We start from the raw sequence: 17,961 nt of genomic DNA, 5'->3' as shown, positions 1-17,961 counted from the left end.
CGGCCTGTTGGTGAGTGTGGCGAACCCGGCCTGCATCAAAGGTTTTGGCCACAGCGAGAATATTCGCAACAAGAACGACGCCATCGACGCCGGTTTGATTGCGCGCTACTGCGCAGCAATGCGGCCTGCGCCCTGGACCCCGCCGCCACTGGAACAGCGCCAGTTGCGGGCTTGGTCGCAGCGCGTTCAAGCCTTGAAGGATATCCGCCAGCAGGAAGAAAACCGATTGGAGGCATTGACCATCGGTGGAATGGACGAGGTGATGCAACACGTGCGCCAGCATATCGCCTGGCTCAGCACAGAAATTAACAAGCTCGAAAGTGACATCAACGATCACATAGATCGTCATCCCCGTCTCAAGCATGATGCCGATTTGCTTACCACGATTCCGGGCGTGGGGATGACCACGGCGGCCAAAGTGCTGGGGAGTCTCGGCGATATCCGCCGCTTTGGCAGTGCGAAAGCCTTCGCCGCCTTTCTTGGCGTGACACCCAAGCAACGCAACTCTGGAAGCTCAGTGCGGGGACGAACGACCATCAGTCGAACCGGCAACACCGCATTGCGCGCTGCCCTGTACATGCCTAGCCTGGTGGCGCGTCGTCATAATCCCATTCTGAGCCAATTTGCAGAACGACTTGCTGCGACCGGAATGGCGAAGAAAGCGGTGATTGGCGCAGTCATGCACAAACTGGCCCATTTGATTTATGGGGTGATACACAATGACAAGCCTTTCGATCCCAATTACTTATCGAAAGGGCTTGCCATTCAAGACGGTATCTGACCCCAGCTTGTTTTTCGATCAGAAGTGGTAAGCCGCTTTGATTTCGACGAAGTTGACGCCGGTGTTGGGCTTCTTGTAGCCGCCGTTCGAGAAGTGCTGGATCTTGCCGCCGAGTTCCCAGTTGTTGTCGAACACGTAGCCGATGCCGATGTGGTCGCCGAACTGGAAGTGCGTCGATAAACGGTAGGTATCGTTATCGTACAGCTTGGACAGGCGGTGCACGCCGATGCCGCCTTCGTAGTAGATCCCCTTCTTGTTGTCGTTCTCGAAGCGGAACACCGGCGTGAAGCCGACATCCCACAGGTGGGCGGTGTTGCCCGAAATGTTCTGGTACTGGCTTTCCTTCCACAGACCGGCGCTGGCTTCCCAGTAGCCGCTCAGGTGCGTGCCGTTCGATTGGAACCAGCGTGCGCTCCAGTCCTTGGCGGCGCTGAAGCGCACCATTTGTACCTTGGCGGCGTTGCCATAATCGATGGCCACGGAATCGATCAGTTTGTCATCGGCAAACGCGCCCTGTGCGGCGATCAGTGCTACCGCTGCTGCAATCATGTGTTTCGCGAACATAGTATCCTTGCAATGTAAGTGCCATATCTCATATTCATACGGCTGGCTTGATTGTACCGGGGTTCGTGGAATAATTCCGGCGTGGCTATTATTTTGATCATCTCAGGAGTTGGAATTGTCTACGCGAATTGCCTTTCTCGGTATCGGCTTGATGGGAGACCCGATGGTGCGGCGCCTGCTGGCGGCCGGCCATGCGGTGACGGTCTGGAACCGCACCTACGCCAAGGCCGCGGCGCTGGCCGACGCCGGCGCGCACGCGGTGGCGGCGCTTAGCGATGCGGTGCGCGATGCGGACATCGTCATCTCCATGCTCGAGGCCGGCCCCGTCGTCGGCGCGGTGATGCGCGAAGCCTTGCCGGCGCTGGCGCCGCGCGCCTTGTGGGTGGACATGAGCTCGACCCGCCAATCGGAGGCGCAGGAGTTCCACGCGCTGCTGCTTGAGCCGGGCCGGCGCTTTGTCGACGCGCCGGTGTCCGGCGGTGTGGGCGGTGCGGCGGCCGGTACGCTGGCCATCATGGCGGGCGGTAGCGCGCACGACTTCGCCGAGCTGGAACCGGTGCTGGCGGCCATGGGCCGGCCGACGCTGGTGGGCCCGGCCGGCAGCGGCCAGGTGGCCAAGCTGTGCAATCAGCTGATCGTCGGCGCCACCATCAACATCGTGGCCGAGGCCTTGCTGCTGGCGCAGGCGGCCGGCGCCGACCCGGCGGCGATGCGGGCGGCGATACGCGGCGGTTTCGCCGAGAGCAAAATCCTCGAGGTGCACGGCCAGCGCATGCTGGAGCGGAATTTTGTCGCCGGCGGCCAGGTGAAGACCCAGCTGAAAGACCAGCGCAACATCCTGGCGGCGGCGCAGGCGGCTGGCATCACCTTGCCGGTGACGCAGCTGGTGACCGAGCGCTATCAGGCGCTGGTGGAGACGGTCCCGCAGGCCGATCATTCGGCGGCGCTGCTGGGACTGGAAGCCTTGAATCCCGGACAGCGCGTCGGCACCGCCCCGGACCAGCTGGCTTAAGCGAGCGGCAGGCTCTGCTCTGCCAGGCGCACCCAGAAGCTGGCGCCGATCGGCAGCAGGTGGTCGTTGAAGTCGTAGCTGCCGTTGTGCAGCACGCACGGGCCGAGCCCGTGGCCGCCGTCGCGGTGCTCGCCCTCGCCGTTGCCGATGAAGACGTAGCAGCCCGGCTTGGCTTGCAGGAAGAACGCGAAGTCTTCCGCGCCCATGGTCGGCTCGACCTGGTCGTCGACCTTGTCCGCGCCCACCACCGACTTCATCACCTCCACCGCGAATTTGGTCTCGGCCGGATGGTTGACCAGCGGCGGATAATTGCGGCGGAACTTGAAGTCCACCTCGGCGCCGAACGCGGCCGCCGTGTGTTGCGCGATCTCGCCCATGCGCTGCTCGATCATGTCCAGCACCGGCTGGGTGAAGGTGCGCACCGTGCCGACCAGCTCGGCTTCGTCGGGAATCACATTGGTGGCGCTGCCGGCGTGGATCTGCGTGATCGACAGCACGGCCGTATCCAGCGGGCTCTTCTGGCGGCTGATGATGGTCTGCCAGCTCTGTGCGATCTGCACCGCCACCATCACCGGATCGATGCCCTTGTGCGGCTGGGCCGCGTGCGCGCCCTTGCCTTTGACGGTGACGTAGAACTCGTTACTGGAGGCCATCATCGGCCCCTCGACCACGCTCATCGTGCCGACCGGCGCGCCCGGCCAGTTGTGCATGCCGTAGATCGCGTCCATCGGGCATTGATCGAACAGGCCGTCTTCGATCATGCGGCGCGCGCCGGCGCCGCCTTCCTCGGCCGGCTGGAAAATGAGGTAAACCGTTCCGTCGAAATTGCGGTGCTCGGCCAGGTGCTTGGCCGCGCCCAGCAGCATGGCGGTGTGGCCGTCGTGGCCGCAAGCGTGCATCTTGCCGGGGTGGCGCGAGGCGTGGGCGAAGGTGTTCACTTCCTGCATCGGCAGCGCGTCCATGTCGGCGCGCAGGCCGATGGCGCGCTTGGAACTGCCGTGCTTGATGATGCCGACCACGCCGGTCAGGCCCAGGCCGCGGATCACGGGGATGCCCCATTCGCTCAGCTTGTCGGCGACGACTTCGGAGGTGCGTTTTTCTTCGTAGCACAGCTCGGGATGGGCGTGCAGGTCACGCCGGATTTGCTGTATTTCAGATTGAAATGCAATGATGGGATCAACTAGTTTCATCTGCTTCTCCAATATCGGGTTCGCTTGCCTTTTGGGCATCGAGAACAGCCATTGTAGCCCTTGTGGCGCAAACAAATCCAGAGTGGGGAGAATCGTTTACGATATGCCTTTGCCTCCACGTTTTTGGATTTTCACATGACAACGACACAAGTCCGCGCGACCTGCCCGCACGACTGCCCCGACACCTGCGCGCTGCTCGTCACGGTGGAGGACGGCGTGGCCACCGCCGTCAAGGGCGACCCCGACCATCCGACCACGGCCGGTGTGCTGTGCACCAAGGTGGCGCGCTACACCGAGCGCACCTATCATGCGGACCGCCTGCTGCATCCGCTGCGCCGCGTCGGCAAAAAAGGCGAGGGCAAGTTCGAGCGCATCAGCTGGGACCAGGCGCTGGACACCATCGCCACCAGGCTCAAGGCGATCGCCGCGCGCGCGCCGCAAGCGATCCTGCCCTACAGCTACTGCGGCACCATGGGGCTGGTGCAGGGCGAGTCGATGTCCTCGCGCTTTTTCAACCAGATCGGCGCGTCGCTGCTGGACCGCACCATTTGCGCGACGGCCGGCGCCACCGGCTACAAATACACCATCGGCGCCTCGATCGGGATCGACCTGGAGCAGTTCCAGAACGCCAAGCTGATCCTGATCTGGGGCGGCAATCCGATCGCCTCCAACCTGCACTTCTGGACCCGCGCGCAGGAAGCCAAGCGCAACGGCGCCAAGCTGATCGCCATCGATCCCTACCGCTCGCTGACGGCGGAGAAGTGCCACCAGCACATCGCGCTGCTGCCCGGCACCGACGCCGCGCTGGCGCTGGGCCTGATGCATGTGCTGATCGCCGAGGACCTGCTCGATCACGACTACATCGCGCAGCACACGCTGGGCTACGAGCAACTGAAACAACGCGTGGCCGAATGGACCCCGGAACGCACCGCCGAAACCTGCGGCATCAGCGTGGCCGAAGTGGTCGAGCTGGCGCGGCTGTACGGCGGCATGGCGCGCGCCGGCGAGCCGGTGGCGATCCGCACCAACTACGGCGTGCAGCGCGTGCGCGGCGGCGGCATGTCGGTGCGCAGCATCGCCTGCCTGCCGGCGCTGGTGGGCGCGTGGCGCCATGCGGCCGGCGGCATCCAGTTGTCGTCCAGCGGTTCCTTCCCGACCAACAAGGCGGCGCTGCAGCGGCCGGACCTGCTCAAGAGCCAGCCGCGCACCATCAACATGACCACCATCGGCGACGACCTGCTGCGCCCGACGTCGCCGCAGTTCGGGCCGGAAGTGGAGGCGGTGATCGTCTACAACGCCAACCCGCTGGCGATTGCGCCGGACTCGGGCAAGGTCATGGCCGGCTTCGCGCGCGAGGATTTGTTCACCGTGGTGCTGGAACACTTCCAGACCGACACCGTGGACTATGCCGACATCGTGCTGCCGGCCACCACGCAGCTGGAGCATGTCGACACGCACACCGCCTACGGCCACCTGTACATGATGGCCAACAACGCCGCCATCGCGCCGATGGGCGAGGCCAAGGCCAACACGGAAATCTTCCGCCTGCTGGCGGCGCGCATGGGCTTTGACGATCCCTGCTTCCGCGACAGCGACGACCAGTTGGCGGCCATGGCCTTCAACGCGCAGGACGTGCGCGCCGTCAACTTCGATTGGGAGTCGTTGAAGCAGAAGGGCTGGCAGAAACTGAATGTGCCCGATGCGCCGTTTGAGCACGGCGGCTTCCCCACGCCGTCCGGCAAGTGCGAGTTTTATTCCGCCGCGATGGCGGCCGACGGACTCGATCCGCTGCCCGCCTATCTGCCGCCGTATGAATCGGTGGCCAGCAATCCGGAGCTGGCCAAGCGCTATCCGCTGGCGATGATTTCTCCGCCGGCGCGCAACTTCCTCAACTCCACTTTCGTCAACGTCAAGAGCCTGCGTTCGGCGGAGGGCGAGCCGCACCTGGACATCCACCCGGCCGACAGCGCGGCGCGCGGCATCGCCGACGGCGACATGGTGCGCATCTTCAATGACCGCGGCACCTTCATCGCCAAGGCGCGCGTCACGGACAAGGCGCGCGCGGGCCTCGTTGTAGGCTTGTCAGTATGGTGGAAAAAACTAGGCAGGGATGGTAAGAACGCCAATGAGGTTACCAGCCAACAGTTGACTGATATGGGCCGCGCACCAACTTTTTACGATACACTGGTACAAGTCGAAAGAGTCGCTGCTTGAAGGTAATGTATGCGCAACTTAGCCCGCCGAATCGTCCGCGCCAGATACTGGGTGGCGGCGGGCTGCGCAACAATTATGCTGGCCGGTTGCGCTCAACTCAAGTATTACATGCAAGCTGCCCAAGGCCAGTATGCGCTGTGGTCGGACGCCCGTCCGATTGAAGACTGGCTGGGCGATCCGTCCACCGACCCCCAACTCAAGGCCCGCCTGGAAAAAGCGTTGTTAATACGCCGCTTCGCCGTCAAGGAACTGGGCCTGCCCGACAACGCCAGCTATAAAAACTACGCCGCGCTGACGCGCCCCTTCGTGCTGTGGAACGTGGTGGCGACGCCGGAGCTGTCGCTGCGGCCGATCCAGTGGTGCTTCCCGATCGCCGGTTGCGTCAGCTATCGCGGCTACTACAGCAAGGAAGACGCGATGGCCTACGCCGACGAGCTGCGCAAGGAAAACGACGACGTCCAGGTCGGCGGAGTGCCGGCGTATTCTACGCTGGGCTGGTTCAGCGATCCGCTGCTGTCGACCTTCATCAACTATTCCGACGCCGAGCTGGCGCGCATGGTGTTCCACGAGCTGGCGCACCAGGTGGTCTACGTGCAGGGCGATTCGCAGTTCAACGAAGGCTTCGCGACGGCGGTGGAGGAGGCCGGCGTGGCGCGCTGGCTGGAGCTGTACGGCACCGATCCGATGCGCGAGGCCTACACCCGCTACAACGCGCGCCGCCAGGATTTCCTCGAACTGCTGGTGCACCACCGCAAAATGCTGGCCGACACCTACGCCAGCAAAACCAGCACCCGCCACAAGCGGGCGGAGAAGGCGCGCATCTTCGCCCACCTGAAAACCGAGTACCAAAAGTTGAAGGACAGCTGGGGCGGTTACGCCGGCTACGACCGTTGGTTTGCCGAGCCGTTGACCAACGCTCACCTCAGCGCTGTGGGAACTTACCACGATTTTTTGCCCGCCTTCCGTTCCTTGTTAAAGCAGGAACGAACGTTCGTGCGATTTTATGGTGCAGTGCAAAAATTAGCTTCTCTTGATCTAGTTCAACGCCAGCAGCAGCTGCAGCAACTGGGCCGCCCGGTAATGCTCAACGCGGAGAGCGCCAAGGAGCCGGCCACCGGGTTGGAAGGCATGCATTGATGTTGCAGTGCAACATAAAAAGCCGTTAGAAGCCGCGTTCAAATATGGTTAAATGCGCTTGCGTCTGAGCTTGCTGCCCGATAGCATCGTCATAAGTAGGCTCCGGAAGTTCGCATAGACGAATCGCCCGACCCTGAACCGGCACTGTGCGCCGGACCTTACAACGATAATCGAGACACGAGGCACAGGATGGAAAAAATCTGGTTGAAGTCGTACCCGCCCGGCATGCTGACGGAGATCGACACGGGCCAATACCGCTCGCTGGTGCAATTGATGGAAGAATCCTTCCACAAGTTCGCAGACCGCAACGCCTACGTCTGCATGGACAAATTCCTCACCTATGCCGAAGTGGACGCGTATTCCAAGCGCCTGGGCGCGTGGCTGCAAAGCCGCGGCATGAAGAAGGGCGCGCGGGTCGCCGTCATGATGCCCAACGTGCTGCAGTATCCGATCGCCATCGCCGCCATCCTGCGCGCCGGCTACACCGTGGTCAACATCAACCCGCTGTACACGCCGCGTGAACTGGAGCACCAGCTCAACGACTCGGGCACGGAAGCCATCCTGATCCTGGAAAATTTTGCGACCACGCTGGAGCAGGTGCTGGGCCGCACGCAAGTCAAGCACATCGTGGTGGCCAGCATGGGCGAGATGCTCGGCGGCCTCAAGGGCGCGCTGGTCAACTTCGTGGTGCGCAGCGTCAAGAAGATGGTGCCGCCGTTCTCGTTGCCGAACGCGGTGCGCTTCAAGGATGCGCTGTCGCAAGGCGGCCGCATGAAGCTGACGCCGGTATCGCTGGAGCCCACCGATCCGGCCTTCCTGCAATACACGGGCGGCACCACCGGGGTCTCCAAGGGCGCCGTGCTGACGCACCGCAACCTGGTGGCCAACCTGCTGCAGAACGAGGCCTGGTCCAAGCCGGCGCTGGGCAATGTGACCGAGCAGATCACCATCGTCTGCGCGCTGCCGCTGTACCACATCTTCGCGCTGACCTGCTGCGCGATGTGGGGCACGCGCGTCGGCGCGCTGAACATCCTGATCCCGAATCCGCGCGACATCGGCGGCTTCATCAAGGAACTGAGCAAGTACAGGTTCAACATGCTGCCGGCGGTGAACACGCTGTACAACGCGCTGTTGAACCATCCTGCATTCGGCGGCCTGGACTTTTCGGCGCTGAAGATCTGCAACGGCGGCGGTATGGCGGTACAGCAGGCCGTCAACGATAAATGGCTGAAGGTGACGGGCGTGTCCATCATCGAAGGCTATGGCTTGTCCGAGACGTCGCCGGTGGCTACCTGCAACCGCGCCGACAGCTCGGCCTTCACCGGCACCATCGGTTTGCCGGTGCCGTCGACCGACATCGCTATCCTCGATGACGACGGCAATGAAGTGGCGCTGGGCCAGCCAGGCGAGATCGCGATCCGCGGTCCGCAGGTGATGGCCGGCTACTGGAACCGTCCGGACGAAACCGCCAAGGTCATGACGGCCGACGGCTATTTCAAATCCGGCGACGTCGGTGTGATGGACGAGAACGGCTTCGTGAAGATCGTCGACCGCAAGAAGGACATGATCCTGGTGTCCGGCTTCAACGTGTATCCGAACGAGCTGGAGGGCGTGATCGCGGCCCACCCGGGCGTGCTGGAGTGTGCTTGCATCGGCGTGCCGGACGAGCACTCGGGCGAGGCGGTCAAGATCTTCGTGGTGCGCAAGGATCCGAACCTGACGGTCGAGCAGTTGATGGCTTATTGCAAAGAACAATTTACCGGCTATAAAAAGCCAAAATATATCGAGTTCCGCGAGGAGCTGCCCAAAACCAACGTCGGGAAAATCCTGCGGCGCATGCTGCGCGATGAACCACCCGGCCAGAACAAGAAAGCTGCGTAAGACATGGAAAAAATTTGGCTGAAGTCCTATCCCGAAGGCGTGCCCGCCGAGATCGACAGCACGCAGTACCGCTCGGTGACGCACCTGCTGGAAGAATCGTTCCGCAAGTTTGCCGACCGCAACGCCTACGTCTGCATGGACAAGTTCGTCACCTACGGCGAGCTCGACAAGCTGTCGCTGCAAATGGGCGCCTGGCTGCAAAGCAAGGGCCTGAAGCCGGGCGCGCGCGTGGCGATCATGTTGCCGAACGTGCTGCAATATCCGGTGGCGATGGCGGCTATCCTGCGCGCCGGCTACACGGTGGTCAACGTCAATCCGCTGTACACGCCGCGCGAGTTGCAGCACCAGCTGGTGGACTCCGGTTCGGAAGCGATCATCGTGCTGGAAAACTTCGCCACCACGGTGGAGCAGGTGCTGGCGCACACCCAGGTCAAGCACGTGATCGTCGCCACCATGGGCGACATGCTGGGCACGCTGAAGGGCACGCTGGTCAACTTCGTGGTCCGCAATGTCAAGAAGATGGTGCCGTCGTTCTCGCTGCCGAACGCGGTGTCGTTCAAGCAGGTGCTGGCCGAGGGTTCGCGCCTGACGCTCAATCCGGTCAAGCAGGGCCATGACGACATCGCCTTCCTGCAATACACCGGCGGCACCACTGGCGTGTCCAAGGGCGCCGTGCTGCTGCACCGTAACATCATCGCCAACGTGCTGCAGAACGAAGCCTGGCTGCAATTCAAGCCGCAGGCCGAGCAGCTGGTGTTTGTGTGCGCGCTGCCGCTGTACCACATCTACTCGCTGACCATCAGCTCCTTCATGGGCATGCGCATGGGCGGACTGAACCTGCTGGTGCCGAATCCGCGCGACATCCCCGGCTTCGTCAAGGAGCTGGCCAAGTACCGCGTGGCGGTGTTCCCCGCAGTGAACACCTTGTACAATGCGCTGCTCAACAACGCCGAGTTCGCCAAGCTGGACTTCTCGTCTTACTCGATCTGCAACGGCGGCGGCATGGCCGTGCAGCAGGCCGTGGCCGACCGCTGGCTCAAACTGACCGGCACGCCGATCATCGAAGGCTACGGCATGTCGGAAACCTCGCCGGTGGCCACGGCCAACCGGGTCGACATCAAGGAATTCACCGGCACCATCGGCCTGCCGATTCCGTCGACCGACGTCTGCATCCTGGACGACGACGGCAATGCGCTGCCGCTGGGCGCGACCGGCGAGATCGCCATTCGTGGCCCGCAGGTGATGGCCGGCTACTGGAACCGTCCGGACGAAACCGCCAAGTCGATGACGGCCGACGGCTTCTTCAAGACCGGCGACGTCGGCATCATGAACGAGCAGGGCTTCACCCGCATCGTCGACCGCAAGAAGGACATGATCATCGTGTCCGGCTTCAACGTGTATCCGAACGAAGTGGAAGGCGTGGTGGCCTCGCATCCGGGCGTGCTGGAAGTGGCGTGCATCGGCGTGCCGGACAAGAACTCGGGCGAAGCCGTCAAGCTGTTCGTGGTGCGCAAGGACCCGAACCTGACCGCCGAGCAGTTGCTGGACTTCTGCAAGCACGAACTGACCGCCTACAAGAAGCCGAAGTACATTGAGTTCCGTGATGAGCTGCCGAAGACCAACGTCGGCAAGATCCTGCGCCGTCAACTGCGCGACGAAAAAGTCGCAGCGTAACAAAGAAAAAATCGCCTGCTGAGACAGGCGATTTTTTTATGCTAGTGGTGTTCGAAACGCGGCCCTTTCTTGATGCAAGCGAGCCGTTTGTCCCTCATGGCGGCGGCCAGCCGCTGCCGCACCTCATGATCGTGATCGACATATCCTTCGATGTTGGCCTTGCGGGCGCAATCGGCCCAGTGCTGGTCGTCGACGTCTTGCAGCCTTTCAAACTCGGATAGCGACAGCACGACCACGGCATCGCGGTCGGCCTGTTCAACGACTATCGTTTGCGTCAAAGCCTGGTGCAAATAGCTATCCAGCTCTTGCGCAATTTCACTCTCTGTTACTTTCAACATGTAGCGCCTCCATACGGTGATGGTCTAGCCAGTATAGGCCGTGCCAGCCCCGATTCAAGCGCTAACCAGTCCGGGCCGGCCGTCGCGCACCAGGAAGCTGGCGATGGTCTTGATGGGGCTGGCTGGATTCTGGACCTCGTCCAAGGCCAGGAACAGCGTGGTGGTGTCGGACGGCGTGATGTTGAGCAGCATGAAGCCGCGCTTGTCGCTACGGCCGTACTTGATGCTGTGGTTCATGGCGACATACTGCTCGGTGCGCGCCTGCGGGCGCGACGGCGACGTCACCGAGGTGCCGACGAACTCGGTGGCGATGACGGGATTGGCGGCCGAACGCGGGCGCGTGGGGATGCGGTTGAGCTCGGCCGCGAAGAAGCTGTGGACGTCGCCGCCCAGTATCAGCGGGTTGCCGGCCTTGCTGGCGTGCAGCGCGTCGAACAGGCGCTGGCGCGCCGCCGGGTAGCCGTCCCAACCGTCGGTCCAGAAGCGGCCGTTGGATTCATTGATGATAGGCACCTGGCTGTTCTGCGCCATCAGCGTTTGCTGGGCCAGGATGTTCCAGCGCGCCGGCGACGAGGCCAGGCCTTGTTCCAGCCAGCGCTGCTGTTCCGCACCCAGCATGGTGCGGCCAGGATCGACCAGCGCCGGGCAATCGCGTTTGAGCACCGAGCTGGAGCCGCCGCGTCCGGCCGGCGTGCAGGCATGATGGGATCGGTACTGGCGATCGTCCAGCACATGGAAGCGCGCCAGCCGGCCCCAGTCGTAACGCTGGTACATGCGCAGCTTGGCGAAGTCGGCCGGCGCCACGCGCAGCGGCATGTGTTCGTAGAAGGCTTGATAGGCCGCCGCGCGGCGGTCGAGGAAGTGCGGGTCGAGCCGCTCGTCGCGGTCGCCGCCGTAGTCGTTGGCTACTTCGTGATCGTCCCAGGTCACGATCCATGGCGCGGCAAGGTGGGCGGCCTGCAAATCGCGGTCGGTCTTGTACTGGGCGTAGCGGGCGCGGTAATCGGCCAGCGTGAAGCTCTCAGCGGTCCGTAGCGCGGTTTGCGGATGCTTGAGCTGGTATGGCCCCCACTCGTAGATGTAATCGCCCAGGAAGGCCACCAGGTCGGGCGCTGCGGCCGCGATGTGGCGGTGCGCGCCATAGCTGCCGAACTCCCAATGCTGGCACGAGGCGACTGCCAGCTTCAATTGGTCCGGCATGGCGTTGGCGGCGGGCGCGGTGCGCGTGCGGCCGACGGGGCTGACCGCGTCGCCCAGCATGAAGCGATACCAGTACCAGCGCGCCGGCGCCAGGCCGGTGACGTCGACATGCACGCTGTGCGCCAGCTCCGGCGCGGCGCTGGCCGTGCCCTTGGCGACGATGCGGCCGAAGCGCTCGTCCTCGGATACCTCCCAGCGCACGCTGAAGGCCAGCTGCGGCGTGGCGGCCGCGTTGAGCGGATCGTGCAGGATGCGGGTCCAGATGATGACCGCGTCCGGCAGCGGCGACCCGGAGGCGACGCCGAGGCTGAACGGATAGGCGTTGCTGGCGCTGGATGGCGCGGCGTGGATGGCGCCGGCGCCGCAGGAGGCTGCCAGCGCTGCCAGTGACGTAAGGCGGCTGGCGCTTTGGAGAAATGCGCGGCGAGGATGCTGCATGCCGCGCCGGATCAGGAACGGATCAGCGTTTCGATCGGCGGCACCTTGCGCGGCTTGCGGTCCGAGTCGGTGGCGACGTAGGTCAGCGTGGCCTCGGTGACCTTGACGGTGCAGGCTTGCAGGCGATTGCGCTCGGCATACACCTCGACGTTGACGGTAATGGACGTATTGCCAACCTTGACAATATCAGCATAAAACGACAGCAGGTCGCCCACGAATACGGGATTCTTGAACACGAAGGAGTTCACCGATATGGTCGCCACGCGGCCGTTGGCGCGGCGGGTGGCCGGCAGCGAGCCGGCGATGTCGACCTGCGCCATGATCCAGCCGCCGAACACGTCGCCGTAGACGTTGGCGTCGGACGGCGCCGGCATCATGCGCAGTTCCGGCATCTTCCCGGCGGGCAGGCCGCGGTTGACGGTTTCGGCTTTGATGGTGGGGGGATTTTCGGGGGTGGTCATCGTGAATTCTCTTGAAGGGCTACAATTACCGGGATTGAACCATAAAAAGCCGACATCCGCCATGCGACGTACTACGTACTCCCCGAACACTCCGCCAGCCAACGCCAGCAATGCCGCCGCCCCGCGCAGCGACATGGCGACGCTGAAAACACTCTTCCCTTACCTGTGGGTCTACAAATGGCGCGTGCTGCTGGCGCTGGGTTGCCTGATCGGCGCCAAGCTGGCCAACGTCGGCGTGCCGGTCGTGATGAAGCGCCTGATCGACAGCCTGAGCATCTCGCCGTCGCATCCGCAGGCGCTGCTGGTGCTGCCGCTCGGCGCGCTGGTGGCTTACGGCGTGCTGCGCGTGTCGACCACCTTGTTCACCGAGTTGCGCGAGTTCCTGTTCGCGCGCGTCACGCAGCGCGCGGTGCGCACCATCGCGTTGCAGGTGTTCCGCCACCTGCACGCGCTGTCGCTGCGCTTCCACCTGAACCGCCAGACCGGCGGCATGACGCGCGATATCGAACGCGGCACGCGCGCCGTCGGTTCGCTGATTTCCTACACGCTGTTCAATATCCTGCCGACGCTGGTGGAGATCACGCTGGTGCTGGGCTACCTCGTCACGCACTACGACATCTGGTTCTCGGTGATCACCTTTGTCGCGCTGGTGACGTACATCTCCTTCACCATCTTCGTCACCGACTGGCGCACGCACTTCCGCCGCACCATGAACGAACTGGATTCGAAGGCCAACACCAAGGCCATCGATTCGCTGATCAACTACGAGACCGTCAAATACTTCGGCAACGAGGACTACGAAGCGAGGCGCTACGACGAAGGCTTGCAGCGCTACGAATCGGCCGCCGTCAAATCGCAGACGTCGCTGTCGCTGCTGAACACCGGGCAGTCGCTGATCATCGCCACCGCCGTCACGCTGATCCTGTGGCGCGCCACGCAAGGCGTCATCGACGGCAAGATGACACTGGGCGACCTGGTGCTGGTGAACTCCTTCATGATCCAGCTGTACATACCGCTCAACTTCCTCGGCGTGATCTATCGCGAGATCAAGCAAAGCCTGGCCGACATGGAGAAGCTGTTCTCGCTGCTGGACCAGAATCGCGAAGTGGCCGATTCGCCAGACGCGCAGCCGCTGGTCACGCATGGCGCGCAGGTGCGCTTCAACCATGTGGACTTCAGCTACGAGTCCAAGCGCCAGATCCTGTTCGACGTCGACTTCACCATCGCGCCGGGTACCACGACGGCGGTGGTGGGCCACAGCGGGTCGGGCAAGTCGACCTTGTCGCGCCTGCTGTTCCGCTTCTACGAAGTCAACGCCGGCGGCATCACCATCGACGGCCAGGACCTGCGCGCGATCACGCAGGACACGCTGCGCCACGCGATCGGCATCGTGCCGCAGGATACGGTGCTGTTCAACGACACCATCGAATACAACATCGCCTACGGCCAGCCCGGCGCGACGAAGGAACAGATCGTGGCAGCGGCGCGCGCAGCCTCCATTCATGACTTCATCGACAGCCTGCCGGACGGTTACGCCACCATGGTTGGCGAGCGCGGTCTCAAACTCTCCGGCGGCGAGAAGCAGCGCGTGGCGATCGCCCGCACGCTGTTGAAGAATCCGGCCATCCTGATCTTCGACGAAGCCACGTCCGCGCTGGACTCCAAGGCCGAGCAGGCGATCCAGGCGCAGTTGAAGGAAATCGCCAAGAGCCGCACGACGATGGTGATCGCGCACCGCCTGTCCACGGTGGCGGACGCGCAGCAGATCCTGGTGCTGGACCACGGCCGCATCGTCGAACGCGGAACGCACCAGTCGCTGCTGGCGGCGGACGGCTTGTACGCGCAGATGTGGCAACGGCAGCAGGCCAAGGCCGATGAAGAATTGGCGTCGTCCCCCGACGACGTCGTGGATGCAGTCTAACTAAGGAAGCGACTATGAAGTCTCGTTTTGCGCTGGGTGCGGTAACTGTCTTGATGGCTTGTGTTCAGAATGCGTATGCCGACCCTACGGAACCGCAGTTCCGCGCCCTGTACAAGGAGCTGGTCGAAACCAATACAACGCTGTCTGCGGGCAGTTGCACGCTGGCTGCGGAGCGCATCGCCGCGCGATTGAAAACGGCGGGGTTTGCCGATTCCCAGCTGCATCTGTTCGCCGATCCTGCGCATCCGAAGGAGGGCGGGCTGGTGGCCGTCATGCCGGGCAGCGATCCGAAGGCGAAAGCCATCCTGCTATTGGCGCACATCGACGTGGTCGAAGCCAAGCGTGAAGACTGGGTGCGCGATCCGTTCACGCTGATCGAGGAAGACGGCAAGTTCTACGCGCGCGGCGCGCTGGACGACAAGGCGCAGGCGGCCATCTGGGCCGACACGCTGGTGCGCTTCAAGAACGAAGGCTACGTGCCGCGCCACACGTTGAAGATGGCGCTGACTTGCGGCGAGGAGACCGGCGGCGCTTTCAACGGCGCCGAGTGGCTGACCAAGAACCGTCGCGAATTGATCGACGCCGGCTTCGCCATCAACGAAGGCGCCGGCGGCGAGCTCGATGCGGCGGGCAAGCGCGTGTCGATGACGGTGCAAGCGGGCGAGAAGGTATCGCAGAACTATCGGCTGGAAGTGACCAATCGCGGCGGCCACAGCTCGCGTCCGCAAAAGGACAACGCGATCTACCACCTGGCCGGCGCGTTGAAGAGGATCGAGGGCTACACCTTCCCGATCCAGCTGGCCGACGGCAGCCGTGGCTACCTGACCGGCATGTCGAAGATCCAGGCGGCCGAGGGCCACAAGGACTTGGCGGCGGCGATGCTGGCGGTGGTGAAGAATCCCAAGGATGCCAAGGCGGTGGCGCTGGTCTCCGGCCGCGACACCAGCTGGGGCGCGATGCTGCACACCACCTGCGTGGCGACCATGCTTGACGCGGGCCACGCCACCAACGCGCTGCCGCAGCGCGCACGCGCCAACATCAACTGCCGCATTTTCCCTGGGGTGACGCAGGAGACAGTGCGCGAAGCGCTGGTCAAGGCCATCAACGATCCGGCCGTGAAGGTGGAGACGCTGGAAATCCGCGGCGAGAATTCAGCGCCGCCGGAGCTGACGCGCGCCATCATGGAGCCGGTTGAAAAACTGACTGCGAAGATGTGGCCCGGCGTGCCGGTGCTACCTATCCTGCAATCGGGCGCCACCGACGGCCAGTTCCTGAACGCGGCCGGCATTCCGACCTACGGCATCAGCGGCATCTTCCTGACGCCGGACCTGGGCAACATCCACGGCCTGAACGAATACATCGGCGTGCAGTCGCTGATGGAGGGCCGTACCTTCCTGTACGACCTGGTGAAGGTCTACGCCGGCCAGAACTAGGCCAGCGCGCGGTACTGGAAGTCTCGCATGTGTACAGCGCCTTCGCCGGCGCTGTACACCGCCGGCTGCAGGCTGAGGAAGCCGCCGAAGACGTTGTGGTGCATGCCCGAGGTCTCCATCTGCCACGGGTGCTGTATCCATTTGCCGTCGTCCAGCGCGTAGAAGAACGTTACGATATGCCGGTCGTTCCTGACGCGGATGCGCACAGTGGCGGCCTTCACGGCTTCGCGCATCCAGCTCTGTTCGCGGGCGTACTGGTAGGTCAGCATGTGCGTGGCGCTGAAGCCGACGCCAACGAACATATGCTCGTTGTAGTGCAGTAGCAGGCCGCCATGGCCTGCGCCGCTGATCTCAAGCGTGACGGTGGCTTCGTAAGCGTGGTCGCCGACGATGCAGGCTAGCGGCGAGCAGTCGGTCGGCGATGTGCCTTTGCCCGCGATGCTGACCGCCCCCTTTTCAAAGCGCACGCGTTTCATTTCGTCCGGCCCCGGATTGAAGAAGCACCATTGCACGCCGAATTTGTTTTTCGTGAAGTCGTCCGATTTGGCGAATCCTGCCTGAACGGCGCTGCCATTCTTCGGCATCGGCAGCGGTGATGACAGGTCGCCACCCTTGGGTTTGAACCAGCCGTCTGCTGTCCATTCAATCGGTTCGAGCAGCGTCTGGCGACCGAGGGTGCGGTAGCCGTTCTCGTAGCCGTGGTAGACCATCCACCAGTCGCCTGCCGGTCCTTCGACCAGCGTGGCGTGGCCGCGCGACCACCACCTCTCGTCGGCGCTCTTGGTGCGCACCAGCGGATTCTGGGGGCAGTTCTCCCACGGTCCGTGGATGGAGCGCGAGCGCGCGGCGATCACCATGTGGCTGGTCGGCGGGCCGGAGGTGCCTCCGACCGCCAGCACCAGGTAGTACCAGCCGTTGCGGCGCAACAGCTTCGGTCCTTCGGGGGCGAACATCTCCACCACCCAGTCGGATGGGTAGCGCCACGGCTCGTAGACTTTTTCGAGTGTGCCGACGGTGGCCAGGCCGTCGTCGGTCAGGCCGATGCGGCGCACGCCGTTGACGAACAGGTAGCGCTTGCCGTCCTCGCCGACCGCGTGGCCGGGATCGATGGCGTCGATGTGCAGGTCGATCGGATCGCTCCACGGGCCCCTGATGTTGTCGGCCCAGATGACGAAGATGGTGCCTTTGCCGTCCGGCGTGGCGGGGATGTAGATGAAGTAGCGGCCGTTGTGCTTGACCAGGTCCATGGCCCAGACGCTGCCGATCGGCTTGGTCAGCGCGGGGCCGATCGGTTCCCAGTTCACCAGGTCGCGCGAGTGCCAGAGGATGACGCCGGGGTAGGACAGGAAGGACGAAAACGTCATGTAGTAATCCTCGCCGTCCTTGAGGATGGTGGGATCGGGATGGTCGCCGGACAGGATGGGATTGAGGTAGGTGCCATTGCCCAGGTCCGCCTTGCGCTGGCCTTCGATGCCGCGTCCCCATTTCGGCTCCGCCGCGTGGGTCAGTTGCGGAGCGATTGCTGCGCCGGCCAATATCGTCTTGAGCGCCGCGCGCCGGGATGAGGTCATGCTGTCTCCATCTGTGCAAAATGTGCGTAGATGGTGCATCAGCGCACCGGCCGGCGCAATTGCAAATCTCACCAAGTCAGATAATGATTCCGCATAAGTGGGCAAGGCGGATTATGATGTGTCATCGCGAGATTCCGAGGAGAGAC

The 17,961-nt window shown here is 63.4% G+C and carries 14 protein-coding genes; 8 read left to right on the top strand and 6 right to left on the bottom strand.

Annotation, left to right across the window (positions count from 1 at the left end; translation table 11 throughout):
• Nucleotides 1-781, top strand: a 781-nt coding sequence (locus AC07OK_RS05725) for an IS110 family RNA-guided transposase (protein WP_494689375.1), incomplete at its 5' end; no start/stop codon positions are given.
• An 18-nt stretch (nt 782-799) separates the two neighbouring features.
• Here AC07OK_RS05725 and AC07OK_RS05720 read toward each other — a convergent pair.
• Nucleotides 800-1,345: an acyloxyacyl hydrolase gene (locus AC07OK_RS05720; protein WP_494689374.1), complete on the bottom strand. Its 546-nt coding sequence runs from the start codon at nt 1,343-1,345 to the stop codon at nt 800-802.
• Between the two features lie 115 nt (nt 1,346-1,460).
• Between AC07OK_RS05720 and AC07OK_RS05715 the strand changes: the two genes are divergently transcribed.
• Nucleotides 1,461-2,357, top strand: coding sequence for an NAD(P)-dependent oxidoreductase (locus AC07OK_RS05715; RefSeq protein ID WP_494689373.1), 897 nt, complete (start codon nt 1,461-1,463; stop codon nt 2,355-2,357).
• Here AC07OK_RS05715 and AC07OK_RS05710 read toward each other — a convergent pair.
• Nucleotides 2,354-3,547 carry a M20 aminoacylase family protein gene (locus AC07OK_RS05710; protein WP_494689372.1) on the bottom strand — a complete coding sequence of 398 codons (1,194 nt, stop codon included), beginning with the start codon at nt 3,545-3,547 and terminating at the stop codon, nt 2,354-2,356. The genes AC07OK_RS05715 and AC07OK_RS05710 overlap by 4 nt on opposite strands.
• 135 nt (nt 3,548-3,682) lie before the next feature.
• On the opposite strand from AC07OK_RS05710, the gene AC07OK_RS05705 reads away from it, so the two are divergent.
• From AC07OK_RS05705 to AC07OK_RS05690, 4 genes are all read left to right on the top strand, one after another.
• Nucleotides 3,683-5,761 (top strand): molybdopterin-containing oxidoreductase family protein, encoded by a 2,079-nt coding sequence (locus AC07OK_RS05705; RefSeq protein WP_494689371.1) that lies wholly within the window; start codon nt 3,683-3,685, stop codon nt 5,759-5,761.
• Nucleotides 5,762-5,770: 9 nt separating this feature from the next.
• Nucleotides 5,771-6,898, top strand: a complete 1,128-nt coding sequence (locus AC07OK_RS05700; protein WP_494689370.1) for an aminopeptidase — start codon at nt 5,771-5,773, stop codon at nt 6,896-6,898.
• Nucleotides 6,899-7,087: 189 nt separating this feature from the next.
• Entirely contained in the window at nt 7,088-8,779 is a 1,692-nt protein-coding gene (locus AC07OK_RS05695) for a long-chain-fatty-acid--CoA ligase (RefSeq protein ID WP_494689369.1), read from the top strand.
• 3 nt (nt 8,780-8,782) lie between these two features.
• On the top strand, nt 8,783-10,453 hold the full coding sequence (locus AC07OK_RS05690; protein ID WP_494689368.1) for a long-chain fatty acid--CoA ligase: 1,671 nt from the start codon (nt 8,783-8,785) through the stop codon (nt 10,451-10,453).
• A 41-nt stretch (nt 10,454-10,494) separates the two neighbouring features.
• Here the strand turns inward: AC07OK_RS05690 and AC07OK_RS05685 are convergent, their stop codons facing one another.
• The 3 genes from AC07OK_RS05685 to AC07OK_RS05675 are packed head-to-tail and all read right to left on the bottom strand — an operon-like array spanning nt 10,495 to nt 12,890.
• Complete coding sequence (locus tag AC07OK_RS05685; protein WP_494689367.1) at nt 10,495-10,791, bottom strand: hypothetical protein; 297 nt, start codon at nt 10,789-10,791, stop codon at nt 10,495-10,497.
• Nucleotides 10,792-10,845: 54 nt separating this feature from the next.
• Complete coding sequence (locus AC07OK_RS05680; protein WP_494689366.1) at nt 10,846-12,429, bottom strand: alkaline phosphatase D family protein; 1,584 nt, start codon at nt 12,427-12,429, stop codon at nt 10,846-10,848.
• Nucleotides 12,430-12,440: 11 nt separating this feature from the next.
• On the bottom strand, nt 12,441-12,890 hold the full coding sequence (locus tag AC07OK_RS05675) for an acyl-CoA thioesterase (RefSeq protein WP_492927368.1): 450 nt from the start codon (nt 12,888-12,890) through the stop codon (nt 12,441-12,443).
• A gap of 61 nt (nt 12,891-12,951) precedes the next feature.
• Between AC07OK_RS05675 and AC07OK_RS05670 the strand changes: the two genes are divergently transcribed.
• Together AC07OK_RS05670 and AC07OK_RS05665 are read left to right on the top strand one after the other, a co-directional pair.
• The gene (locus AC07OK_RS05670; RefSeq protein WP_494689365.1) at nt 12,952-14,811 is read left to right on the top strand and encodes an ABCB family ABC transporter ATP-binding protein/permease; all 1,860 of its coding nucleotides are present in this window, start codon (nt 12,952-12,954) and stop codon (nt 14,809-14,811) included.
• A gap of 14 nt (nt 14,812-14,825) precedes the next feature.
• The gene (locus tag AC07OK_RS05665) at nt 14,826-16,244 is read left to right on the top strand and encodes a M20/M25/M40 family metallo-hydrolase (protein WP_494689364.1); all 1,419 of its coding nucleotides are present in this window, start codon (nt 14,826-14,828) and stop codon (nt 16,242-16,244) included.
• On the opposite strand, the gene AC07OK_RS05660 is transcribed toward AC07OK_RS05665, so the two are convergent.
• Nucleotides 16,241-17,815 carry a family 43 glycosylhydrolase gene (locus AC07OK_RS05660; RefSeq protein WP_494689363.1) on the bottom strand — a complete coding sequence of 525 codons (1,575 nt, stop codon included), beginning with the start codon at nt 17,813-17,815 and terminating at the stop codon, nt 16,241-16,243. The genes AC07OK_RS05665 and AC07OK_RS05660 overlap by 4 nt on opposite strands.
• Nucleotides 17,816-17,961 lie beyond the last annotated feature (146 nt).

The organism is Duganella sp. GW821-FHT07G03 (assembly GCF_059418605.1).
This window is presented reverse-complemented; position numbering and strand designations above follow the sequence as displayed.